General features: G+C 64.2%; 20 protein-coding genes. 11 read left to right on the top strand and 9 right to left on the bottom strand.

Features of this window, described 5'->3' with window-relative positions; all coding sequences use genetic code 11:
* Positions 1 to 129 precede the first annotated feature (129 nt).
* Positions 130 to 897: an SDR family NAD(P)-dependent oxidoreductase gene (locus tag FBY03_RS05895; RefSeq protein ID WP_147171428.1), complete on the top strand. Its 768-nt coding sequence runs from the start codon at positions 130 to 132 to the stop codon at positions 895 to 897.
* A gap of 84 nt (positions 898 to 981) precedes the next feature.
* A complete protein-coding gene (locus tag FBY03_RS05890; protein WP_147171267.1) occupies positions 982 to 1638 on the top strand; it encodes a GntR family transcriptional regulator in 657 nt (218 codons plus the stop codon).
* A gap of 54 nt (positions 1639 to 1692) precedes the next feature.
* Here FBY03_RS05890 and FBY03_RS05885 read toward each other — a convergent pair whose 3' ends face one another.
* A complete protein-coding gene (locus FBY03_RS05885; RefSeq protein WP_147171266.1) occupies positions 1693 to 2103 on the bottom strand; it encodes an SMI1/KNR4 family protein in 411 nt (136 codons plus the stop codon).
* A 294-nt stretch (positions 2104 to 2397) separates the two neighbouring features.
* Between FBY03_RS05885 and FBY03_RS05880 the strand changes: the two genes are divergently transcribed.
* Positions 2398 to 2874, top strand: coding sequence for an aminoacyl-tRNA deacylase (locus tag FBY03_RS05880; RefSeq protein WP_147171265.1), 477 nt, complete (start codon positions 2398 to 2400; stop codon positions 2872 to 2874).
* A gap of 167 nt (positions 2875 to 3041) precedes the next feature.
* On the opposite strand, the gene FBY03_RS05875 is transcribed toward FBY03_RS05880, so the two are convergent.
* From FBY03_RS05875 to uvrD, 5 genes are all read right to left on the bottom strand, one after another.
* Entirely contained in the window at positions 3042 to 3869 is an 828-nt protein-coding gene (locus FBY03_RS05875) for a Tim44 domain-containing protein (RefSeq protein WP_147171264.1), read from the bottom strand.
* Positions 3870 to 4253: 384 nt separating this feature from the next.
* Positions 4254 to 4835: a TetR/AcrR family transcriptional regulator gene (locus FBY03_RS05870; protein ID WP_147171263.1), complete on the bottom strand. Its 582-nt coding sequence runs from the start codon at positions 4833 to 4835 to the stop codon at positions 4254 to 4256.
* A 115-nt stretch (positions 4836 to 4950) separates the two neighbouring features.
* On the bottom strand, positions 4951 to 6045 hold the full coding sequence (locus tag FBY03_RS05865; protein ID WP_147171262.1) for a TRAP transporter substrate-binding protein: 1095 nt from the start codon (positions 6043 to 6045) through the stop codon (positions 4951 to 4953).
* 196 nt (positions 6046 to 6241) lie between these two features.
* Entirely contained in the window at positions 6242 to 6910 is a 669-nt protein-coding gene (locus FBY03_RS05860; RefSeq protein ID WP_147171261.1) for an outer membrane protein, read from the bottom strand.
* Between the two features lie 152 nt (positions 6911 to 7062).
* On the bottom strand, positions 7063 to 9252 hold the full coding sequence (gene uvrD / locus FBY03_RS05855) for a DNA helicase II (protein WP_147171260.1): 2190 nt from the start codon (positions 9250 to 9252) through the stop codon (positions 7063 to 7065).
* Positions 9253 to 9474: 222 nt separating this feature from the next.
* Here uvrD and FBY03_RS05850 point away from each other — a divergent pair, with 222 nt between their 5' ends.
* The gene (locus FBY03_RS05850; protein WP_147171259.1) at positions 9475 to 12354 is read left to right on the top strand and encodes a bifunctional diguanylate cyclase/phosphodiesterase; all 2880 of its coding nucleotides are present in this window, start codon (positions 9475 to 9477) and stop codon (positions 12352 to 12354) included.
* Between the two features lie 59 nt (positions 12355 to 12413).
* Here FBY03_RS05850 and zwf read toward each other — a convergent pair whose 3' ends face one another.
* Entirely contained in the window at positions 12414 to 13901 is a 1488-nt protein-coding gene (gene zwf / locus FBY03_RS05845) for a glucose-6-phosphate dehydrogenase (RefSeq protein WP_178090573.1), read from the bottom strand.
* Between the two features lie 111 nt (positions 13902 to 14012).
* Between zwf and hexR the strand changes: the two genes are divergently transcribed.
* Entirely contained in the window at positions 14013 to 14882 is an 870-nt protein-coding gene (gene hexR, locus FBY03_RS05840) for a transcriptional regulator HexR (protein ID WP_147171257.1), read from the top strand.
* Between the two features lie 126 nt (positions 14883 to 15008).
* Positions 15009 to 15233 (top strand): PA3496 family putative envelope integrity protein, encoded by a 225-nt coding sequence (locus tag FBY03_RS05835; protein ID WP_147171256.1) that lies wholly within the window; start codon positions 15009 to 15011, stop codon positions 15231 to 15233.
* Here the strand turns inward: FBY03_RS05835 and FBY03_RS05830 are convergent.
* Entirely contained in the window at positions 15175 to 16137 is a 963-nt protein-coding gene (locus tag FBY03_RS05830; protein WP_147171255.1) for a LysR family transcriptional regulator, read from the bottom strand. The genes FBY03_RS05835 and FBY03_RS05830 overlap by 59 nt on opposite strands.
* Positions 16138 to 16380: 243 nt before the next feature.
* Here FBY03_RS05830 and FBY03_RS05825 point away from each other — a divergent pair, with 243 nt between their 5' ends.
* The 5 genes from FBY03_RS05825 to glsB all read left to right on the top strand — a co-directional run bounded on the left by FBY03_RS05825 (position 16381) and on the right by glsB (position 22010).
* Complete coding sequence (locus FBY03_RS05825) at positions 16381 to 17796, top strand: acetyl-CoA carboxylase biotin carboxylase subunit (RefSeq protein ID WP_147171254.1); 1416 nt, start codon at positions 16381 to 16383, stop codon at positions 17794 to 17796.
* 11 nt (positions 17797 to 17807) lie between these two features.
* Positions 17808 to 19628 carry a sodium-extruding oxaloacetate decarboxylase subunit alpha gene (oadA, locus tag FBY03_RS05820; RefSeq protein ID WP_147171253.1) on the top strand — a complete coding sequence of 607 codons (1821 nt, stop codon included), beginning with the start codon at positions 17808 to 17810 and terminating at the stop codon, positions 19626 to 19628.
* Positions 19629 to 19747: 119 nt separating this feature from the next.
* Entirely contained in the window at positions 19748 to 20689 is a 942-nt protein-coding gene (locus FBY03_RS05815) for a sodium-dependent bicarbonate transport family permease (RefSeq protein ID WP_147171252.1), read from the top strand.
* Position 20690: 1 nt separating this feature from the next.
* On the top strand, positions 20691 to 20993 hold the full coding sequence (locus FBY03_RS05810) for a DUF3240 family protein (RefSeq protein WP_147171251.1): 303 nt from the start codon (positions 20691 to 20693) through the stop codon (positions 20991 to 20993).
* Between the two features lie 108 nt (positions 20994 to 21101).
* Entirely contained in the window at positions 21102 to 22010 is a 909-nt protein-coding gene (gene glsB / locus FBY03_RS05805) for a glutaminase B (RefSeq protein WP_147171250.1), read from the top strand.
* An 81-nt stretch (positions 22011 to 22091) separates the two neighbouring features.
* Here glsB and FBY03_RS05800 read toward each other — a convergent pair whose 3' ends face one another.
* On the bottom strand, positions 22092 to 22550 hold the full coding sequence (locus tag FBY03_RS05800) for a GNAT family N-acetyltransferase (RefSeq protein ID WP_256677873.1): 459 nt from the start codon (positions 22548 to 22550) through the stop codon (positions 22092 to 22094).
* Between the last annotated feature and the right edge of the window lie 10 nt (positions 22551 to 22560).

The raw sequence follows: 22560 nt of genomic DNA, 5'->3' as shown, positions 1-22560 counted from the left end.
ACCTCGTTCGAATTTCTGCACATTCTTATTTTGTGATCACAAAAATGTCAATAGATGGCAGATGTGGGGAGCTATGTTAGTATTTTGTAAGTTTTGTGATCACAAAAGGAAAGATAGGTGACTGAGTCAATGTGGCAGGGGCAGGTTGCTCTGGTCAGCGGAGCTGGAAGTGACAGCGGCATCGGCATGGCCATTGCGCGCCGCCTGGGCCGCGTAGGCGTGCGCGTGCTGCTGACGGCCAGCAGTGCGCGAATCCAGCAGCGGGTGACCGAGTTGCAGGCAGAAGGGATAGACGCCCGTGCCCTGGCGGCCGACCTGACCGACGAAGTGCAGGTGGCGGAGCTGGCCGTCTGGGCTGTAGCGCAGTTCGGTCACGTCGACATTCTGGTGAACAACGCCGGCATGGCCATGCAGGGCAGCCCGGAGCCGTTCGCCGAGGTGGCGGCGATGGACCTGGCGACCTGGAACCTGTCGCTGGCGCGCAACCTGACCACCAGCTTCCTGCTCACCCGCGCCCTGCTGCCGGGCATGCAGGCCCGAGGTTACGGACGCATCGTCAATATCAGCTCGACCACCGGGACCCGGGGCAGCAACCCCGGCGAGGCGGCCTATAGCGCGGCCAAGGCGGGCCTGCTCGGCTTGAGCATGGGCTTGGCGCTGGAAGTGGCCAAACAGGGCATTACGGTGAACAGCGTGGCGCCCGGATGGATTGCCACCGGCTCGAGTACCGAGGCAGAGCGGCGCGCCGCGTCCTATACGCCCCTGGGGCGCGCCGGGCGTCCTGCTGAAATTGCCGGAGCCGTGGCCTTCCTGGCATCCCCTGAAGCCAGCTACATCACCGGCGCAGTGCTGGTGGTGGACGGCGGTAATTGTCTGATCGAGAACAAGGCGCCCTGAGCGCTAAGGAATAATGCATGCGTAACTGTCTTCTGACCCTCAACCAACTGCCGGCACCGCCGGCGTGCGCAGGGTGACCCGGGCATGGCCGACAACCTGCAGGAGCAACTCTACCAACGTATCCGCGAGGCGCTGCTGGCGGGACGTTTTCAGCCCGGCGAGCGGATGAAAATCCGCGACCTGGCGGCCGCCTGGGGCACCAGCCCGATGCCGGTGCGCGCGGCGCTGCAACGCTTGGTCGCCGAAGGCGCCCTGGAAGGCGAGCAGCAACGTTCGGTGCGGGTACCGGCGATGACCCGCGAACGCTTCCAGCAGATTTCCCTGGTGCGCCTGAGTCTGGAGGGCCTGGCGGTCGAACAGGCCGCGCCGCGTATCGGTGAGGCTGAGATCGAGCGGCTGCACGGCTGCATCGTGCGGATGGAACAGGCGCTGGAACAGCGCGATGTGCAGGGCTACCTGAAGGACAACAGCCAGTTCCACATGACCCTGTACCGTGCCTGCGGCAATCCGATTCTGCTGCGCATGATCGAGAGCCTATGGCTGCAGGTCGGGCCGTTCTTCAATCGCCTGTTTACCGAAGCGGACCTGCTGTTACGCCTCAACGACTTTCATGAGGACGTCTTGCAGGCTTTGCGCGCTGGCGATGGCAAGGGCGCGCGGGCGGCGATTGAGCAGGATCTGAGTTTCTTCGGTCAATTCCTGCTCAGTCTGCTGGATTTGGACAGTGCGGCGCGCGGCTGAGGGCGTGGGCCGCTGAGCCTTGGGGCCGCGCACTGCGCAGCCCGGGCCTGGTACTCAGCTCTCCAGCCAGACGTCGCGCACCCAGTGCCAGACCGATTCCCAGGTTTCGTCTTCGTTGAGCTCGCCGGTATCGCCTTCCCACAGCAGCACGGTGCCGTCTTCTTCGACGCAGTAGTAGTTGCCCCTGTCCTCACAGATCGGCACCAATTCGCGCGGTACGCCCAGCGACCAGGCCATCGAGGCCACTTCCGGCAGGTAGGTGTGCGACTGCGGGTCGGCGGCGGTCACCGGCTCCAGGCGACCGTAGACCACATCGCTGACCTGGAGCAGAAACTCGCGCAACTCGTAGGGCAGGTGAATCAGGATCTGCTCCTGGATTTCCACCAGGGTTTCCTCATCCGGTAGCTCCAGGGGCACCGGCACGGGTTCGTTCAGTTCGCGCAGTTGTTCGATGACTTCTTCCACGGCAATAGGCCCTCAATGCATTCTGATGCGCTTTATACAGTAGCTGGTGCCGGGAAGAAAAAGCATCCTGCGCTTCACCGGCGAATTCTGGTTGCAGGGGCGTTCACTGAGCTGAGTGCGCATGGCAATGCGCACTGGCTTTGCTCCGCTACGGATAGACCCAGTACTGCTGTCGAGGGTACCCGCCTAGCACCAAGTGTTGCAGCCTGGCGCGTGCGCGCAGACTAAAATTCATCCATGGGATCGTCGCTTAGCCAGCCGCCTTGGGTATCGGCTGGCAACGGGAGGTGGATCATGCATATGGCAGCAACCTTACAGCGCAGCCTGGAGCAGGCGCAGTGTCAGTTCGATCTGGTGCCGCACCCGCATTCGGCAGGCAGTCTGGAGTCGGCACGGGTGGCCAACATTCCGGCAGAGCGTCTGGCCAAACCGGTGATTCTGGATGATCGCCAGGGCCACTACCTGATGGCGGTGCTGCCGGCCAGTCGGCACCTGGATATGAGCATGGTTTGCAAAGGGGCCGAGCATTGGCAGCTCAGCAACGAGTCCACTATCGCCGGCCTGTTCAAGGATTGTGAGCTGGGCGCGGTACCGGCGGTAGGTGAGCCTTACGGGATGAACATGCGGGTCGATCCGCAGTTGACCCGCCAGCAGGATATCTATTTCGAGGCCGGCGATCATGAGAGCCTGGTGCATATGAGCACCGAGCAGTTTCTCAAACTGGTGCCGCATGCCGAAGTCTGTGAGCTTTGTCCGCAAGGGCCCGCCTAGGCCGTCGGCGCCGCCGATCTTCTATTGGCGCCGCTCGATCGCCCAGCGCCAGGCGCATCGTGTCGGTCGGCCGCGGGCGAAGGATCGCCGTTGAGTGCTGGCCGCTGAGCATACCGGTATAAAAAACCCCAGGCGTGCCTGGGGTTTTGTGTGCACAAACGAACCGATCAGTTCTGACGAATGCCCGCCACCAGCCAAGGCTGGTTGTCGCCCGCTGCGCGTTCCAGGCGCCAGCTTTCGCTGAAGCTTTCGCCCTGGTCGAAGCGCGAGGTCTTGGCCAGGCCAATGAAGGTCAGGGTGGCCACGGTCTTCTCGGCGGTGTCATCGACGCCGTCCAGCTGCACGTCGAGGTTGTCGATATAGGTGGACTGGAAACCGTCGCCCAGGCTGGTGCGTTCCTGAGTCAGGAAGCCCAGCAACTGAGGAGTGACGAATTCGGCGATCTGCTCCATTTCGTTGGCATCCCAGTGCTGTTGCAGGCTGAGGAAGTGCTCGCGGCCGGCCGCGATGAAGCTTTGCTCGTTGAACCAGGCTGGCGCATTGATCACCGGCTTGATCGCCGCCGAACTGCCGCCGAAGATCGGGCTGGCTGCGGCGGGCATCTCGCGCTGGTAGGGCGCGCCATTGGCGGCCATGGGCTGGCTGCGCTGGCGACGAGCGGCGAGAAAGCGGAATAGCAGGAAGGCGATCAGGCCGAAGATCAGCATGTCCATGATCTGCAGGCCTTCGAAGCCATCACCCATGAACATCGAGGCGAGCAGGCCACCAGCAGCCAAACCGGCCAGTGGGCCGAGCCAGCGCGAGGCACCGCTGGCGGCGGCGGGTTGGCGCCCGGCGGCGGTGGTGCCGGCGCTCGGTTGTGTCGAGGTCTGGCGGGTCTGGTGGCTCGGCGCGGAACCGAAGGATTTAGCGCCGCCAAAGCGCTTGGCGTGGGCTTCGAAGCTGAAGGTTAGCGCCAGGCAGATAACCAGGGCGATGCTGAGGAAACGCTGCATGATGGAGGTGCTCTCGGTTGTTGGAACTACGCGCGGCATCTTGCACGTGCAACGAGGCGATGGCCAGCCGCAGAGTGTTTCGGGCTTTTGCTTTTTAGCTGTACCGGTACAACCTGCTGCCTGCTGCCTGCTGCCTGCTGCCTGCTGCCGCGCGCGAACCCTTCAGCCATCCGTCGGGGGGATCGTTGTCAGGAACTTCCCCAAAGCCTTTGCCGAAGACGAGCTGAGTCGCTGCATGAGCTGATCGATCAGGTGCCCTGGCCGCCGGGGTCAGCGCACTCTGCGCAGGGCGTGCAGGTCGGCCTGCAACAATCGTCGCGGCCGAGCGAGTGGAGCCTGGTCGCGCGGATGGCGGATTTGACCAGCCATTAGCCGTACAAACCACTAGGCCTGGCGCAGCAACATCAACAGCGGGCCACAGCGCAGTTGTCGGCGCAGCAGGGCGCGGAACTCCACCGGGTCCTCGGTGGGATGGCGCAGCCAGTGAATGAAGCAGCGCAGGTAGACGCCGCTGAGCAGGCTTTCCTCGGCGATGCGGTGCAAGTACAGGGTTTCCCGCCGGGCGGCCTCGCGCCACCACTGCACGGTGCGGCTGATGCGCAGCAGGCCCAGCAGCTGCAGGTGCAGATGTCCTGGTTCGAGTTTGTAGAACAGCATCTGCCCGGTCACCGCGCGGTGCGCGGCCAGGCTGTCGAGCCAGGCGATCAGCAGTTCCTCCAGGCACCTGGCAGGCTCCAGCGCGACCAGATCGGTGGCTTTGGCGCGCGTTAGCAGGGCGCGGTCGGCACGGTCGAACCAGGCTTCGACCAGTTGATCCTTATCGCGAAAATGCGCGGCGATGGCGTCCAGGCCGACGCCCAAGTGCGCCGCCACCTCGAACAGGTGCAGACGCTCCCAGCCACAGTCATCGGCCAGTTGCAGTGCCGCGTCGAGGACCTGCTCGGCGCTAACGGTCGGTTTTTTCATCGGCTCACCTCGCTTTCGAGTATGGGCCGGCAGTAGCAAAGGGGTGGCCAGAAACGACAAACGGAGGCGAAGGCTCCGTTTGTGCTGGGTCATTGCGTTGGCTGTACCGCCGGGCTCAGCGCCAGTTGTACAGTTCCTTCTCGGACAGCTGGTGCATCTGGCTGACCTGGGCCTGGAAGGCCTTCATCGAGGCCCAGATACGTCCGTTCAGCTCGCTCTGCGCGGCCAGTTCGCCGAGCACTATTTCGGCCTCGAAGTGCATGGCGTCGAGCACCTCGTCGGGGAAGCGCTTGAGCAGGGTGGCCTGCTTTTTCAGTTCATCCAGGGCCAGGGCGTTGTGATAGACGTAGTCGTCCAGCATGTCCTGGTTGGCCGCGCGAGCCGCCTCGGTGAGGATCGCCTGCAAGTCGAGCGGCAGACTGTCCAGGGCTTTCTGATTGATCAGCAGCTCCAATACCGCCTGGGGTTCCTGCCAGCCCGGGTAGTAGTAGAACTTGGCCGCCTTGTGCAGACCGAAGGCCAGGTCGTTGTAAGGGCTGACCCAGTCGGTGGCGTCGATGGCGTTGGTCTGCAGGGCGGTGAACACCTCGCCACCCGGCAGGTTGACGGTGGTCGCGCCGAGGCGGTTGAGCACTTCGCCGCCGAGGCCGGGCATGCGGATCTTCAGGCCCTTGAGGTCATCCAGCGAATTGATTTCCTTGTTGTACCAGCCGCCCATCTGCATCCCGGTATTGCCTACGGCCATGGGCTTCACACCAAAGGGGGCATAGGCCTCGTCCCACATCTGCTGACCGCCGGCCTTGCTCAGCCAGGCGTTCATTTCCGCGGTCGACAGGCCGAACGGCACGGCGGTGAAGAATTGCGCTGCCGGCACCTTGCCCTTCCAGTAGTAGGCCGCGCCGTGACCGAGTTCGGCGGTGCCGCGCGAGACCGCGTCGAACACCTCCAGCGGCGGCACCAGTTCGCCACCGGCGTAGACCTTGATGGTCAGGCGGCCGTTGCTCATGGTCTTGACCCGCTCGGCCAGACGTTCGGCGGCGGTGCCCAGGCCGGGAAAGTTCTTCGGCCAGGCGGTGACCATCTTCCACTGATAGCTCTGCACCGGCGCGACGGCGGCTTGCTCGGGGCTGGCTTTTTCGTCATTGCAGCCAGCCAGACCGAGGGCGGCCAGCAGGGCCAGGGTGGCGCCGAGAAGGTTGCGGTGATTCATCGAGGCATCCTTAATGTCTGTCTTATTTATGCTGCAGCTATTACCAAGCAGCTCAAGGAGTGTTCAGCGCTGGAGCGGAGCGTCGTCTTGATTGAGCATTGGCAAGACGACTCGCACTCCAGCTGTGGAAAAAGCTTCTTTCCACAGTGCACTGCCTGGGAGGTAGATTCTTGAGCTTACTTGAGGCCGCCGTTCGTTAGAACTGGTAAGCAATACCCGCCTGTAGCGCTTTGCTGGTCAAGCGCTGCTTGTACTCTTCGCCCCACAGGTTGGCGGGCACCATTTCCGTACCGTAATCCGCGTAGCGGTATTCCAGTCGCGCGGAGATATTGGCGTTCAGCAGGTATTCTGCGCCGACGCCAGCCACCCAGCCGTCTTGCCAGCGGGTATGTGATTCCTTCACTTGGGCCAGGGTGTCCTGCCAGGTTCTTTCGACCCGTACCGCCGAGTAGCCTGCGGTGGCATAAAGCAGGAACTGCTTGTTGAAGAGATAGCCTGCGCGGCCTCTTAGCGATCCGGCCTCAGTCAACTCAGTCGTGGCGTGATAAGACGGATCGGGCTGTCCGTTAAAGGCCTGATAATCGCGGTCGGTGTCATCGGCGCGGCCTTCGTAGTCGGCCTCTATTCCGAGCAACAGATTATTTTCAAAGGTCCAGTTATAGCCGGCCAGGAGACCGTACTGGATGCCTCTGGGGTTGGTGGTTTGCGCCCAGTTGCTTTTTACCCCGGTGGCCTGAAACTGGCCCTTGCCTTCATCTTCGCTCCAGCTGTAGCCGCTGTAGGCACCCAGATAAGGCCCATTGAAAGTGTCTGCGAGGGTAACGTTCGAGGCGATCAGTGCAGCCAGGAACAATGGATATTTCATGGTTTTTTCCCTGTATTATTTTTAGCGCGAGCTGAAATGCTCAGCATCCTTGGGTGTAAGTGTTTTGACGGAAGCGTTTTTAACGCGGCCCCGAGAAGCAAGCCCAGCAGTCCTAATTTGATGTGTGTCCCTATTCCAACTGGCGTCGATTCTTACAGGGCTTCCAGCTTGGCGTAACTGAGCATCAGCCACTTGCTGCCTTCGCTTTCGAAGTTGACCTGTACCCGCGCCTGCGCGCCGCCGCCCTCGAAGTTGAGGATGGTGCCCTCGCCAAACAACGCATGCTGTACACGTTGGCCGAGGCTGAAGGCGGTATCCGGTACGGCGCTGCCGGCGAACATGCTGCCGCCGCTCATACCGCGATTGCCTGAGCCCATGGGCCGGGTGACGCTGTTGGACAGGCGCACTTCCTGGATCAGCGCGGGCGGGATCTCGCGGACGAAGCGCGACACCTTGTTGTAGGTCTCGCTGCCGTACAGGCGACGGGTCTCGGCGTAGCTGATCACCAGCTTGCTCATGGCGCGGGTGATGCCGACGTAGGCCAGGCGCCGCTCTTCCTCCAGGCGGCCGGGCTCTTCCAGGCTCATCTTGTGCGGGAACAGGCCTTCTTCCACGCCGACCAGAAACACCTGGGGGAACTCCAGACCCTTGGCGCTGTGCAGGGTCATCAGCTGGATGCTGTCTTCATTTTCCGCTGCCTGGGTGTCGCCGGCCTCCAGCGAGGCGTGGCCGAGGAAGGCCTGCAGCGGCGACTGTTCGTCGTCTTCGTCGTTCTCGAAGGCACGCGCGGCGCTGACCAGTTCTTCCAGGTTTTCGATGCGCGCCTGGGCCTTCTCGCCTTTTTCCGCCTTGTGGTAGGCGATCAGGCCGCTCTGCTCGATGACGGTCTGGGTCATCAGGTGCAGCGGCATGCTCAGCACCTTGGCGGCGAGGTTCTCGATCAGCTCGATGAAGCCAGCCAGGGCGCCGGAGGCGCGGCCGGGCAGGACCTTGCCGGCGAGCATCAGGCCGATCGCCTCCCACATGGAGAGGTCATGGCCGCGGGCGTACTCGCGAATCGCCTCGACGCTCTTCTCGCCGATCCCGCGTGCCGGCACGTTGATCACCCGCTCCAGCGCGGCGTCGTTACCGCGACCTTCGAGCAGGCGCAGGTAGGCCATGGCGTTCTTGATCTCGGCGCGCTCGAAGAAGCGCTGGCCGCCGTAGATGCGGTAGGGAATCTTCTCGCGCAGCAGCGCCTCTTCCAGTACCCGCGACTGGGCGTTGGAGCGGTAGAGGATGGCGATTTCGCTGCGCTTGAGGCCGTCCTTGCGCAGCGCGTCCTCGATCGACTCGACCACGTAGCGGGCTTCGTCGTGTTCGTTGAAGGCGGCGTACAGGCTGATCGGCTCGCCGTCGCCGTCCTCGGTCCACAGCTCCTTGCCCAGGCGCCCCTGGTTGTTGGCGATCAGCGCGTTGGCGGCCTTGAGAATGCCGGCGGTGGAGCGGTAGTTCTGCTCCAGGCGGATGGTCTCGGCGTCCGGGAAGTCGCGGCTGTACTGGTGAATGTTCTCGATCTTGGCGCCGCGCCAGCCGTAGATCGACTGGTCATCGTCGCCCACCACCATCAGGCTGTCGCCGTCCCTGGCCAGCAGGCGCAGCCAGGCGTACTGCACGGCGTTGGTGTCCTGGAACTCGTCGACCAGGATATGCCGGAAGCGCCGCTGGTAGTGCTCGAGCAGGCCCGGCTTGTCGCGCCACAGGTCGAGGGCGCGCAGCAGCAGCTCGGAGAAGTCGATGACCCCGGCGCGGGCGCAGGCCGCTTCGTAGGTTTCGTAGATTTTCAGCATGGTGGCGAGGAACAGGTCGCCGCCCGGCTGAGTGTGCTGCGGACGCAGGCCTTCGTCCTTCTGCCCGTTGATGAACCACTGGGCCTGGCGCACCGGCCAGCGTTGCTCGTCCAGGCCGAGCTCGCGGATCACCCGCTTGACCAGGCGTTGCTGGTCGTCGGAATCGAGAATCTGGAAGTTTTCCGCCAGGCCGGCTTCCTGCCAGTGCGCCCGCAACAGGCGATGCGCCAGGCCATGGAAGGTGCCGACCCACATGCCCGCCGGGTTCATGCCGAGCATCTGTTCGATGCGCGCGCGCATTTCGGCGGCGGCCTTGTTGGTGAAGGTCACCGACAAAATGCTGTGCGGCGAAGCGTTCACCACCTGGATCAGCCAGGCGATACGGTGCACCAGCACACGGGTTTTGCCGGAGCCAGCACCGGCCAGGACCAACTGACGGCCCAAACCGGCCGCTACGGCCTGGCGTTGAGCATCGTTGAGAGAGTTCAGCAGAAGAGAGAGATCGTCGCGCATCGCGGCATTCTAGGGGGCGGGCGCAGGCAGGGCAAACCGCAGATGAGCACGCCGTGGCCAACTGACGACTGGCAGGTCACTCCGCGGGACCCTGCTGCAGGGCCGCGCCTCGGCAAAAGCCAGGCTGGCGGGCGATGAAATCGCGCAGATCGATCTTGGGTGCAGTCTCTGCCTCGGGTATGCTCCGCCGACGCCTAGGCAACCCTTACAAGAATAGCGCCTATGACTGCCATCACGAGCACCGCAGTAGCCGAGTCGATGTTGGACATCTCGACCGAGATTGATCAGCAATTCGTCACCGACATCGCCGCCGAACGGACCCGCCTGCTGTACCAGGGCTCACGGGTGCCGACCCTATTGATGATGCTTAGCGGCCTGGCCTGCGCTTACCTGCTGTGGACACCGCACAATCGCGGGTTGCTCTCCGGCTGGCTGGTCTGGCTGGTGCTGCTCGGCGTATTGCGCCTGGTTCAGGTCACCGCGTTCAACGCCGCGGCGCCGAGCCGTCAGGCCCGGCCGTACTGGCGCTGGCGTTTTTTGTTCGGCGCCGCGGCCTCAGGTTTGACCCTGGCCTATGCCGCCATCGCCCTGGTGCCGGCCGACGAGTTCTACCAGCAGGCCCTGGTCTACGGGCTGATTTCCGCGGCGATTCTCTCCGCCAGCGTCGCCTATGCGGTGAGCCTGTCGGCGTTTCTGACCTTCGCCTTACCCTGTCTGCTGCCTACCCTGGCCTACCTGCTGCTGAGCGACCACCCCTTGCTGCGTGGTTGGGGCCTGCTCGGGGTGATCCTGGCCCTGGCCCTGCTGGTAGTGGCCTGGCAGGTCAACCGCCTGGTGCAGCGCAGCCTGCTGCAACGCTTCCAGAACCTGGCGCTGATCGGCAACCTGGAGCATGCCAAGCTGCAGGCCGAAGGCCTGAATGTCGAGTTGGCGCGGGAAATCGAACAGCGCCGACGAGCCGAGCGCGAGCTGCGCGCTGCCCACCGCGAACTGGAAATGCGCGTGGCCGAACGCACCCTGGAGCTGGACGAAACCACGCATGCCCTGAGCAAGAGCCAGGCGCGTCTGGCCCTGGCCCTGGAAGCCAGCGAATTGGGTTTGTGGGACTGGGACCTGCAAAGCGACCAGGTGCACCACTCGCAGCTCAAGGAGATTTTCGGCCTCGAACCCGGCGCGGTCCAGGTCATGTTGCGCGACCTCAAACCGCGCCTGCATCCGGACGACCTGCCGGCCCTGCGCCGCGCCCTGGTCGAGCACATGAAGGGGCGTACCGACGGTTACCAGATCGAGTACCGGATCAAGCACGCCGCCGGGCACTGGGTGTGGATCGAGGACCGTGGCCGCGCAGTCGAGCACGACGCCCAGGGACGGGTGCTGCGCATGCTGGGCACGCGGCGCAATATCAGTGTGCGCAAGCAGCAGGAACAGCAGCAGCAGCTGGCCGCCACGGTGTTCGAGGCGGCCAGCGAAGGCATCGTTATTCTCGATCCGGACTACCGCCTGTTGGCGGTCAACCGCGCGTTCAGGCAAGTCACCGGCTACCGCCAGGATGAGCTGATCGGTAAAAACGTGATCAGCTTTATCAGCAGTCGCGAGGCGCGCCAGCAGTACCAGCTGATTCGCCTGGAGTTGGAACAGTGCGGTAGCTGGCAGGGCGAACTGCTCGAGGCGCGCAAGAACGGCGAACTCTACCCGCAGTGGCTGCAGTTGAACGTTGTGCGCGACTCGCGGGGCAATGTCAGTCATGTGGTGGGCTTCTTCGCCGATCTATCGTCGCGGCGCGAATCCGAAGAGCGCCTGCGCTACCTCTCGCATTACGATCAGTTGACCGGTCTGGCCAATCGCAGCCTGTTCCGCGAGCGCCTGCATGACGCCAGCCAGCGCGCGCGCCAGAGTGGCCGTAGCCTGGCCCTGCTGCACATCGACCTGGATCGCTTCAAGCTGTTGAATGACAGCCTCGGGCATGACGTGGCCGATCAGCTGTTGCGGCAGATGAGCCGGCGCCTGAGCCAGGCGGTGCCCGAGGCCGACACCCTGGCGCGCCTGTCCGGCGACGAATTCGCGGTGTTGCTCGACTCCTACGGCAGCCTGTCCAGCCTGGCGCGCCTGGCCAGTCGCCTGCTGGCCAAGTTGCGGGTGCCGCTGACGGTCGGCGATCAGGAGCTGGTGGTCAGTGCGTCCGTCGGCATCAGCCTGTGGCCGGACAACGCGCGGGAAATCACCGCGCTGATCAGCCAGGCCAACATGGCCATGCAGCATGCCAAGCATCTGGGCGGCAACAGCTTCCAATTCTTCACCGACAACCTGCAGGCCTGCACCCTGGAACGCCTGCAACTGGAGACCCAGTTGCGCAAGGCCATCGACGAGGGTCAGCTGGAGGTGTTCTACCAGCCCAAGCTCTGCCTGGCCGATGACAGCCTGAATGGCGCCGAGGCGCTGGTGCGTTGGCGTCATCCGCAGCGGGGCCTGGTGCCCCCCGGCGACTTCATTGGCCTGGCCGAGGAAACCGGCTTGATCGCGCCCATCGGTGAGTTCGTCCTGCGTCAGGCGTGCCGCCAGGCGCGCGAATGGCAGCGTCAGGGGCTGGCGGATATTCGCGTCTCGGTAAACCTGTCGGTGCATCAGCTGCGTCAGGGCAATCTGACCAGCCTGGTGCGTCAGGTGCTTGAGGAAACTGACCTGGCGCCGCAGTTTCTTGAGCTGGAGCTCACCGAAAGCCAGCTGATGGAGAACGTCGAAAGTGTCATCAGCACCTTCCAACAGTTGCGTGCCCTGGGGGTCAAGCTGGCGATCGATGACTTCGGTACCGGCTATTCCTCGCTCAGTTACCTCAAGCGGTTTCCGGTGGATTACGTGAAAATCGATCAGACCTTCATTCGCGACCTGTCGAAGGGCGGTGAAGATGCCGCGATCACCCGGGCGATCATCGCCCTGGCCCACAGCCTGGAGCTGAAGGTGGTCGCCGAAGGGGTGGAAACCCAGGCGCAGATGGATTTCCTCAAGGCGCACCACTGCGATGAGATTCAGGGCTTTCTGATCAGTCGACCGGTCGAGGCGGCGGCGCTCGCCCGCTTACTCAAGGAGCAGGCCGGCGTGCGCTGAGCTTATTAGGCTGTAAGCCCTGACCGCTAACCGCGACAGGACTTGCAGCGGGCCAGCGACTACTCCATCCACTGCCGGCCATGTCGTTCGAGCAGACGTTGCAGCTGCTCCGGGCCGTTGCTGCCGGCCGGGTAGGGGCGCGGGCTCTGGTAGTGCTGATGCCAGCCCTGGATGATCGGATCGATCCATTGCCAGGCGGCCTCGACTTCATCGCGGCGCATGAACAGCGTCGAGTCGCCTTCGATGACATCCAGCAGCAGGCGCTCGTAGGCGTCCCAGCGGCGCTGTTTATTGAAGGCGTCGGCCAGGTTGAGATCCAGCTCCACCGGCTCCAGGCGCATGCCCTTACCGGGATTCTTGGCCATCAGTTGCAGGCTGATGCGCTCTTCCGGCTGCAGGCGGATCAGCAGGCGGTTGGCCTCGCTGTCGCCGAACAGTCGATGCGGCACCGGCTTGAACTGGATGAGGATTTCCGAGGACTTCTTCGCCAGGCGTTTGCCGGTGCGCAGGTAAAACGGCACGCCGGCCCAGCGCCAGTTGTCTATTTCCGCCTGAATGGCGACGAAAGTCTCGGTATCGCTGTCGTTGTCGACATTTTTCTCGAAGTAATACGCCGGCACGTCCTGCCCGCCGATCTTGCCGGCGGCGTACTGGCCGCGTACGGTCTTGTCGCGCACGTCGAGGCCGGTGATGGGCTTCAGGGCTTCGAGAATCTTCACCTTTTCGTTGCGCACCGCTTCGGCATCGAAGCGTACCGGCGCCTCCATGGCCACCAAACACAATAGCTGCAGCAGGTGGTTCTGCACCATGTCGCGCATCGCCCCGGCGTGATCGTAGTAGGCGCCGCGGTTCTCCACCCCTAGGGTCTCGCAGACGCTGATCTGGATATGGTCGATATGCCCGGCGCGCCATATAGGTTCGAACAGGGCGTTGGCGAAGCGCAGCGCCATCAGGTTCTGTACGGTTTCCTTGCCCAGGTAGTGATCGATGCGGAACACCCGCGTCTCGTCGAACACCGCGCCGATCGCCGCATTGATCGCCTGCGCCGATGCGAGGGAGTGGCCGATGGGTTTCTCCAGCACGATGCGCGCCTTGGGCCCGGCCAGGCCGCTGATCTTCAGGTGCGAGGCGATGTCCTCGAACAGGTCGGGCGCGGTCGCCAGGTAGTACAGGCGCACGCGTTCGTCGACGTGGCCCAGGTGTTTGCTCAGGCGGCCGAAGTCGGCGCTGTGACCGGCATCCATGGCGAAGTAATCGAGGCGCGCGGCGAAGCCTTGCCAGGTCTCGCTGTCGAAGTCGGCGCGCGCGACTTGGGCGCGGCAGTGGCGCTCGGCGAGCACCTGGAAGGCTGCGCGGCTGTGCTTGCTGCGCGCCAGGGCGAGGATGCGCATGTCGGGGTGCAGGCGCCCGTCGCGGTGCAGGTGATAGAGCGCGGGCAACAGTTTATGCAGGGCTAGATCGCCGGTGCCGCCAAACACCAGCATGTCGCAGGGAATACTCAACTCAGCAACTCCGACTCGGTTTACCTGTGCGGGGGTAGCGGCCATGTAGTATAACTACAAGATCACTACAACCCGGCCTGCGCCGATCATAACCGAGTCGTGACTCGGTCGAGGGTCGCTCGCCGGATTCGATGCCTCCAGCAGAGCCTATTTCTTGTGAATTTGTTGCAACACATAGCCCAGTCGCGTCACCTGTTACGTAAGTCGGAACTCAAGGTGGCCGACCATGTGCTACTCGACCCGGCTGCGGTGATGCACAGTTCGATGGCCGAGTTGGCCCATAACGTGGGCATCAGCGAGCCGACCATCGTGCGCTTCTGCCGCGCCATTGGCTGTGGCGGCTTTCAGGACTTGAAGCTCAAGCTGGCGCAAAGCCTGGCTGCCGGCGCCAGCTTCGGTCAGTTCGCGATCCATGAGAATGACTCGGTCGCCGATTTCAGCCTGAAGATCTTCGACACCACCCTGCACACCCTGATCGAGGTGCGCGAGCACCTCGATCCCCAGGCGCTGCAGCAGGCCATCTCCGCCTGCGCCCAGGCCCAGCGCGTGGAGTTCTACGGTTTCGGCGCCTCCGGGGCGGTGGCGGCGGATGCCCAGCACAAATTCTTCCGCCTGCTGCTGACCGCCGCGGCCTATTCCGACCCGCACATGCAGGCGATGAGTGCGGTGACCCTGAAGCCGACCGATGTGGCGATCTGCATCTCCCAGTCTGGTCGTTCCAAGGACCTGCTGATCACCGCCAACCTGGTGCGGGAAACCGGCGCCACGCTGATCACCCTGTGCCCGAGCCAGACGCCACTGGCCGATCTGGCCACGGTCAACCTGGCCATCGACGTGCAGGAGGACACCGAGATCTACACCCCGCTGACCTCGCGCATCGCCCACCTGGTGGTGATCGACGTGCTCGCCATGGGCGTGGCCATGGCCCGCGGGCCGTCGCTGGTCAACCACCTGAAGAGCGTCAAGCGCAGCTTGCGCAGCCTGCGCCTGTCGCCCAAGTCGATCAGAATCGCCGACGATCAGTAGTTCTCGCGCTAGCGCCGCCCGTGCTGACGACGGCCTGAGGTAACCACAGCTTCATCGCATTGCCGTCAAAGCGTCATGCTGACGGTCGATCCTGTGACTCCCGTTATTCGCCTTGGGAGACACGTGATGGCTGGTTACTCGGATAAAGTGCACGCGCACGCCGACAGTGATGCGAAAGAGCGACGCAAGTTGCGCGACCAGCGGCGTATGGCGTACCGCCGGGCGATCGAGTCCTACGCCGAACAGCGGCTGTTGCAGCAGGAGTTGGCCGACTATCCCGAGTTGATTGCCGCTAATTACCTGGCGACGACTCAGGCAGTGACCCGGCAAAGCGCTCAGCCAGCGCGTTGATCTGGCTGCGCTGGTTGCGCACGAAGTTGAAAAACGCCTGCGCCACCGGTGACAGGTGCTTGCCGCGCGGATGCACCACGCACCAGCTGCGCAGCAGCGGCAGCTCGCTGACCGGCAGCTCGCGCAGTACACCCTCCTGCAGTTCGCGGCGCACCGCGTGACGCGGCAGCAGGGCCAGGCCGAGGCCGGCCAGCACTCCTTCGCGCTGCCCCTCCAGTGAGCCCACCTCCAGGGTCTGGGCGAAGTGCGCGCGCTTCTGGTGGCAATACTCCTCGCAGGCCTTGCGTGTGCCCGAACCCGCCTCGCGTACCAGCAGCGGCCAGCCGGTCAGGTCCTGCAAGCTCAGTGGCGCGCGGGCGCACAGCGGGTGCGTCTGCGGCGCCACGGCGACGATCGGGTTGTTGAGGAAGGGCAGAAACTCCAGGGCCATGTCCGCCGGCACCTGCGACATGATCAGCAGGTCGTCGCGGTTGGCGCTCAGGCGCTTGATCGCCTGGGCGTGATTGACCACCACCAGCTGCAGGCTGACTTCCGGGTATTCGTGGCGAAACGCGGCGAACAGGTGGGGCATGAAGTACTGCGCGCTGGACTCCACGGCCAGGCTCAGCTGCCCCTGCAGCGAGCCCTGCAGGTCGGCCAATTGCATGTCGAGGCTTTCCAGGCGGCCGAAGATATCCGCGCCGGCGCGTTGCAGAGCCTCGGCGGCGTCGGTCAGGTAGAGCTTCTTGCCGACGTAGTCGAACAGCGGTTGGCCGACCAGTTCTTCCAGTTGCCGAATCTGCAGGCTGACGGCCGGCTGGGTCAGCGACATCTCCTCGGCGGCGCGGCTGTAGGAGCGCTGCTCGCACACCGAGCGAAATACCTGGAGCTGGCGCAATGTCATGCGCATCAAGGACTTACGCATTATGGGTCTCGTCGATTGCGAGTGGGGAGGCCGCGTTTGGCGGTCTGTGCAGATGCCTGGAAACGGGCGTAGAGGCGTGAGTATTAGTTTTTAATTATAGCTAATCAAATAAATATTAATTTTTGGTAATTCGCTGCGCGGCGTAGGGTAATCGGGCGATTGCTGCACGCCAGCGATCCTTCGCCGAACGGCTTGCTCGTTCGTCTGCTGCCGTTTCATCAGAGGCTGACCGAGGAAAAACTCGTGATCAAGAAAATCCTGATAGCCAACCGCGGTGAGATTGCCGTGCGCATCGTGCGCGCCTGCGCCGAGATGGGCATCCGCTCGGTGGCCGTCTACTCCGACGCCGACCGCATGGCGCTGCACGTCAAGCGTGCCGACGAGGCCCACGGCATCGGTGCCGACCCGCTGGCCGGCTACCTGAACCCGCGCAAGCTGGTCAATCTGGCGGTGGAGACCGGCTGCGACGCCCTCCATCCGGGCTACGGCTTCCTCTCGGAGAACGCCGAGCTGGCGGAAATCTGCGCCGAACGCGGGATCAAGTTCATCGGCCCGAGCGCCGAAGTGATCCGCCGCATGGGCGACAAGACCGAGGCCCGACGCAGCATGATCAAGGCCGGCGTACCGGTCACCCCGGGTACCGAAGGCAACGTCGCCGACCTCGCCGAGGCGCTGCGCGAGGGCGAACGCATCGGCTACCCGGTGATGCTCAAGGCCACCTCCGGCGGCGGCGGTCGCGGTATCCGCCGCTGCAACAGCCGCGAGGAGCTGGAGCAGGCCTACCCACGGGTGATTTCCGAGGCGACCAAGGCCTTCGGCTCGGCCGAGGTGTTCCTGGAGAAGTGCATCATCAATCCCAAGCACATCGAGGCGCAGATTCTCGGCGACAGTTTCGGCAACGTGGTGCACCTGTTCGAGCGCGACTGCTCGATTCAGCGACGCAACCAGAAGCTCATCGAGATCGCCCCCAGCCCGCAACTGACCCCCGAGCAGCGCGCCTATATCGGCGACCTGGCGGTGCGCGCGGCGCAGGCGGTGGGCTACGAGAACGCCGGCACCGTGGAGTTCCTGCTCGCCGAGGGCGAGGTGTACTTCATGGAGATGAACACCCGGGTGCAGGTGGAGCACACCATCACCGAGGAAATCACCGGCCTGGACATCGTCCGCGAGCAGATCCGCATCGCCAGCGGTTTGCCGCTGTCGGTCAAGCAGGAAGACATCATCCACCGCGGCTTCGCCCTGCAGTTCCGCATCAACGCCGAAGACCCGAAAAACAACTTCCTGCCCAGTTTCGGCAAGATCACCCGCTACTACGCCCCCGGCGGTCCCGGCGTGCGCACCGACACGGCGATCTACACCGGCTACACCATTCCGCCTTACTACGATTCGATGTGCCTGAAACTGATCGTCTGGGCGCTGACCTGGGAAGAGGCGATGGACCGCGGCCTGCGCGCCCTGGATGACATGCGCGTGCAGGGGGTCAAGACCACCGCCGCCTATTACCAGGAAATCCTGCGCAACCCGGAGTTCCGCAGCGGTCAGTTCAACACCAGCTTCGTCGAGAGCCATCCGGAACTGACCGAGTACTCGATCAAGCGCAACCCGTCGCACCTGGCCATCGCCATCGCCACCGCCATTGCTGCCCACGCTGGCCTGTGAGGATTTGAGAAATGTCTAAGACCCCTGTTGTCAAAAAAATAACCGTCACCGACACCATCCTGCGCGACGCCCACCAGTCGCTGCTGGCCACGCGCATGCGCACCGAAGACATGCTGCCGATCTGCGACAAGCTCGACCAGGTCGGCTACTGGTCGCTGGAAGTCTGGGGCGGCGCCACCTTCGACGCCTGCGTGCGTTTCCTCAAGGAAGACCCCTGGGAGCGCCTGCGCCAGCTCAAGGCGGCGCTGCCCAACACCCGCCTGCAGATGCTGTTACGTGGACAGAACCTGCTCGGCTACCGCCACTACAGCGACGATGTGGTGCGCGCCTTCGTGGCCAAGGCGGCGGTCAACGGCATCGACGTGTTCCGCATCTTCGACGCGATGAACGACGTGCGTAACCTGCGCGTGTCGATCGAGGCGGTGAAGGCCGCCGGCAAGCATGCCCAGGGCACCCTGAGCTACACCGTCAGCCCGGTGCATACGGTCGCGGCCTACGTCGAGCAGGCCAAGGCCATGCAGGCCATGGGCGTCGACTCCATGGCGATCAAGGACATGGCCGGCCTGCTCACGCCTTACGCCACCGCCGAGCTGGTCAAGGCGCTGAAGGCCGAGGTCGACCTGCCGGTGTTCATCCACAGCCACGACACCGCCGGCATGGGCTCGATGTGCCAGCTCAAGGCGATCGAGGCCGGCGCCGACCATATCGATACCGCCATCTCCAGCATGGCCTGGGGCACCAGCCACCCGGGTACCGAGTCGATGGTCGCGGCGCTGCGCGGCAGCGAATACGACACCGGTCTGGACCTGGAGCTGATCCAGGAGATCGGCATGTACTTCCATGCCGTGCGCAAGAAGTACCACCAGTTCGAGAGCGAATTCACCGCGGTGGATACCCGCGTGCAGGTCAATCAGGTGCCGGGCGGGATGATGTCCAACCTGGCCAACCAGTTGAAAGAGCAGGGTGCGCTCGATCGCATCAACGAAGTGTTCGCGGAGATCCCACGGGTGCGCGAGGACCTCGGCTTCCCGCCGCTGGTGACCCCGACCTCGCAGATCGTCGGCACCCAGGCGGTGTTCAACGTGCTGGCCGGCGAGCGCTACAAGACCATCACCAACGAGGTGAAGCTCTACCTGCAGGGCCGTTATGGCCTGGCGCCGGGCAAGATCAACGAGCAGCTGCGCAAGCAGGCGATCGGCAGCGAAGAGGTGATCGACGTGCGCCCGGCCGACCTGCTCAAGCCGGAGATGGCCAAGCTGCGCGGCGAGATCGGCGCCCTGGCCAAGTCCGAGGAAGACGTACTGACCTACGCCATGTTTCCGGACATCGGCCGCAAGTTTCTCGAGGAGCGTGCCGCCGGCAGCCTGACCCCCGAGGTGCTGCTGCCGATCCCCGAAGCCGGTGGCGTGGCCGCGGCCGGTGGCGAAGGCGTGCCGACCGAGTTCGTGGTCGATGTGCACGGCGAGAGCTACCGGGTCGATATCACCGGCGTCGGCGTCAAGGGCGACGGCAAGCGGCATTTCTACCTGTCCATCGATGGCATGCCGGAAGAGGTGGTATTCGAGCCGCTCAACGACTTCGTCGCCGGTGCCAGCGGCAAGCGCAAGGCCGCCAGCGCGCCGGGTGACGTCAGCACCAGCATGCCGGGCAACATCGTCGAGGTGCTGGTCAAGGAAGGCGATGCGGTCAAGGCTGGCCAGGCGGTGCTGATCAGCGAGGCGATGAAGATGGAGACCGAGGTGCAGGCGCCCATCGCCGGTACGGTCAAGGCGGTGCACGTGGCCAAGGGCGACCGGGTCAATCCGGACGAAGTGCTGATCGAGATCGAATAAGCGCAACTGCGGCGCAAGCGAGGCGCGTGCCGCCATCTGCAACTGTTTACCTCTGGGGGGGCCGCAAGGCTCCCTTTTTTTAACTGAACGTCAGGCCATGGCATCTACGGGAGGCGGTAATGGGCATCGATCCGGTTGTACTGTTTTTCGTCTTCGGCCTGAGTGCGGGCTTGCTGAAAAGCGAGCTGAAGCTGCCGCCGGCACTCTATGAAACCCTGTCGATTCTGTTGTTGCTGGCCATCGGTCTGCACGGCGGGGTGGAGCTGGCGGAGCAGGCCAGTGCGCGGTTGTTGGGCCAGGCCGCGTTGGTCCTGGGCTTGGGCGTGGCCTTGCCGGTGGTGGCCTTCGGCATCCTGCGGGCACTGGGCTTCGATCGGGTCAACGCCGCGGCGGTGGCGGCCCACTATGGTTCGGTCAGCGCCGGTACCTTTGCCGTGGCCGTGGCCTTTCTGCTGGCGCGCGGCATCCACTTCGAGAGCTACATGCCGCTGTTCGTGGCGATTCTGGAGATCCCGGCGATTCTGGTCGGCATCCTCCTGGCCAAGGGCCTGGCCCGCGATACCGACTGGCGCGAGCTGGGCCGGGAGATCTTCCTCGGCAAGAGCATCATGCTGCTGCTCGGCGGCCTGATCATCGGCGCGGTGGCCGGCAAGGACTCGATCAAGCCGCTGGAACCGCTGTACACCAGCATGTTCAAGCCGGTGCTGGCGTTCTTCCTGCTGGAGATGGGCCTGATCGCCTCGGGTCAGCTCGGTGCGCTGAAGCAGTTCGGTCTGCGTCTGGCCGGTTTCGCCCTGCTCATGCCACTGCTCGGCGCGCTGATTGGCGCCGCCCTGGCGCGCCTGATGGACCTGTCGCTGGGCGGCACCGCGATGCTCGCCACCCTGGCGGCCAGTGCGTCCTATATCGCGGTGCCGGCGGCCCTGCGCCTGGCGTTGCCGCAGGCCAATCCTTCGCTATCCTTGACCGCCTCGCTGGGGATCACCTTTCCCTTCAACATTCTGCTCGGCATTCCGCTGTATCTGGCGCTGGCCGAACAACTGATCGCCTGGGGACTCTGAGATGACCGCGCATACCCGTACCCTGCTCACCGTGATCTGTGAAGCGGCGCTGGAGAAGAAGCTGGTGGCCGACCTGGAACAGCTCGGCGCGCCTGGCTGGACCATCTCCGACGCGCGCGGGCGTGGCGCGCATGGGGTGCGCAGCGCCGGCTGGGAAACCGAGAGCAACATTCGCGTGGAGGTCATCTGCGCGCCTGAACTGGCCGAGCGCCTGACCAGCCATCTGCAGCAGCGCTACTACGCCAACTACGCGATGGTCTGCTACCTGGCGCAGGTCGAGGTGTTGCGCCCGGAAAAATTCTGAGTACGGCGCTACCGGGTGCGCCGGCACTTTTAGTGTGATCAGTGCTGCATGCCTGGCGTCTAGCAACGGTAGCCTGGGCGCCGTCCAGGTGTTGCCGCGAGGCCCCGCATGCAAGCGCTGTTGAACGAAATTCTCGATGAGGTCCGTCCATTGCTCGGCCAGGGCAAGGTGGCCGACTACATTCCCGCCCTGGCCACTGTCGAACCGCGCCAGCTGGGCATCGCGGTCTACGGCAACAGCGGCGAGCTGCACGTGGCCGGCGATGCGCAGCGGGCCTTCTCGATCCAGAGCATTTCCAAGGTCTTCAGCCTGGTCCAGGCCATCGGCCATTCCGGCGAGGCGATCTGGCAACGGGTCGGTTATGAGCCGTCCGGGCAGCCGTTCAATTCCCTGGTGCAGCTGGAGTTCGAGCGCGGCCGGCCGCGCAATCCCTTTATCAACGCCGGTGCCCTGGTGATCTGTGACATCAACCAGTCGCGCTTCGCCGCGCCGCCGTTGTCGATGCGCGATTTCGCCCGGCGCCTGGCCGGCAACCCGGAGCTGGTCAGCGACAGTCGGGTTGCCGAGTCGGAATACCAGCACCGTGCGCGCAACGCGGCCGCGGCCTACCTGATGCAGGCCTTCGGCAATTTCCATAACGACGTCGAGGCGGTGCTGCGCAGCTATTTCAGCCACTGCGCGTTGCGCATGAGCTGCGTCGATCTGGCCCGCGCCTTCTGTTTTCTGGCCAACGAAGGTTTCTGCAAGCACAGCGGCGAGCAGATTCTCAGCGCGCGGCAGACCAAGCAAGTCAACGCCATCATGGCCACCAGCGGCCTGTACGACGAGGCCGGCAACTTCGCCTACCGGGTCGGCTTGCCGGGCAAGAGCGGGGTCGGCGGCGGCATCGTCGCGGTGGTGCCGGGGCGCTTCACCGTCTGCGTCTGGTCGCCGGAGCTGAATGCCGCCGGCAACTCCCTGGCCGGCATGGCGGCCCTGGAACTGCTCAGTCAGCGCATCGGTTGGTCGGTGTTCTAAACCGGGCGAGCAGCGATTATTACCGCGCTATGGCTCGCTCGCCATCTGGGTTCCTCGTCGCTCGAGCGTGGCTGGCGCGGCTCAGGTCAGGCGCTTGCGGTACTGCACGAAACCCGAGCGTTCGGCGACGCGTTCGTAGAGCAGCATGGCGCTGCTGTTGCTCTCGTGGGTCAGCCAGTGCACCCGGTCGCACTCGGCCTCGCGCGCGCGGGCGTAGACGAAGTCGATCAGCTGGCCGCCGACACCACTGCTGCGCGCCTGCTTGCGGATGAACAGGTCTTGCAGGTAGCAGTAGTCGCCGACTGTCCAGCAGGAGCGATGAAACACCCAGTGGACCAGGCCAACGGCCTGACCGTCGTGCCAGGCGAGGGCGGCATGCATCGGTTCGCCGGGGTCGAGAAAGCGCTGCCAGGTGATGTCGCTGGTGGCGGCGGGTATCTCGGTCATATAGAAACGTTGATAGCCCTGCCACAGCGGCAGCCAGGCGGCATGGTCGTCGGCGCTGACGGGGCGGATCTCGACGGGAATACGAACGGGCATGGCGCGGTCT

It is taken from the genome of Pseudomonas sp. SJZ079 (assembly GCF_007993865.1).
GTDB lineage: Bacteria > Pseudomonadota > Gammaproteobacteria > Pseudomonadales > Pseudomonadaceae > Aquipseudomonas.
Note: the sequence above shows the minus strand (reverse complement) of the source record. Positions and strands in the feature narration are given on the sequence as shown.

What these genes read in the sequence shown, in the direction of transcription:
- FBY03_RS05895 (WP_147171428.1), top strand. Translation starts at nt 130, where the DNA reads ATGTGGCAGGGGCAGGTTGCTCTGGTCAGCGGAGCTGGAAGTGACAGC.
- FBY03_RS05890 (WP_147171267.1), top strand. Translation starts at nt 982, where the DNA reads ATGGCCGACAACCTGCAGGAGCAACTCTACCAACGTATCCGCGAGGCG.
- FBY03_RS05880 (WP_147171265.1), top strand. Translation starts at nt 2,398, where the DNA reads ATGCATATGGCAGCAACCTTACAGCGCAGCCTGGAGCAGGCGCAGTGT.
- FBY03_RS05875 (WP_147171264.1), bottom strand. Translation starts at nt 3,869, where the DNA reads ATGCAGCGTTTCCTCAGCATCGCCCTGGTTATCTGCCTGGCGCTAACC.
- FBY03_RS05870 (WP_147171263.1), bottom strand. Translation starts at nt 4,835, where the DNA reads ATGAAAAAACCGACCGTTAGCGCCGAGCAGGTCCTCGACGCGGCACTG.
- FBY03_RS05865 (WP_147171262.1), bottom strand. Translation starts at nt 6,045, where the DNA reads ATGAATCACCGCAACCTTCTCGGCGCCACCCTGGCCCTGCTGGCCGCC.
- FBY03_RS05860 (WP_147171261.1), bottom strand. Translation starts at nt 6,910, where the DNA reads ATGAAATATCCATTGTTCCTGGCTGCACTGATCGCCTCGAACGTTACC.
- uvrD (WP_147171260.1), bottom strand. Translation starts at nt 9,252, where the DNA reads ATGCGCGACGATCTCTCTCTTCTGCTGAACTCTCTCAACGATGCTCAA.
- FBY03_RS05850 (WP_147171259.1), top strand. Translation starts at nt 9,475, where the DNA reads ATGACTGCCATCACGAGCACCGCAGTAGCCGAGTCGATGTTGGACATC.
- zwf (WP_178090573.1), bottom strand. Translation starts at nt 13,901, where the DNA reads ATGGCCGCTACCCCCGCACAGGTAAACCGAGTCGGAGTTGCTGAGTTG.
- FBY03_RS05835 (WP_147171256.1), top strand. Translation starts at nt 15,009, where the DNA reads ATGGCTGGTTACTCGGATAAAGTGCACGCGCACGCCGACAGTGATGCG.
- FBY03_RS05830 (WP_147171255.1), bottom strand. Translation starts at nt 16,137, where the DNA reads ATGCGTAAGTCCTTGATGCGCATGACATTGCGCCAGCTCCAGGTATTT.
- oadA (WP_147171253.1), top strand. Translation starts at nt 17,808, where the DNA reads ATGTCTAAGACCCCTGTTGTCAAAAAAATAACCGTCACCGACACCATC.
- FBY03_RS05815 (WP_147171252.1), top strand. Translation starts at nt 19,748, where the DNA reads ATGGGCATCGATCCGGTTGTACTGTTTTTCGTCTTCGGCCTGAGTGCG.
- FBY03_RS05810 (WP_147171251.1), top strand. Translation starts at nt 20,691, where the DNA reads ATGACCGCGCATACCCGTACCCTGCTCACCGTGATCTGTGAAGCGGCG.
- glsB (WP_147171250.1), top strand. Translation starts at nt 21,102, where the DNA reads ATGCAAGCGCTGTTGAACGAAATTCTCGATGAGGTCCGTCCATTGCTC.
- FBY03_RS05800 (WP_256677873.1), bottom strand. Translation starts at nt 22,550, where the DNA reads ATGCCCGTTCGTATTCCCGTCGAGATCCGCCCCGTCAGCGCCGACGAC.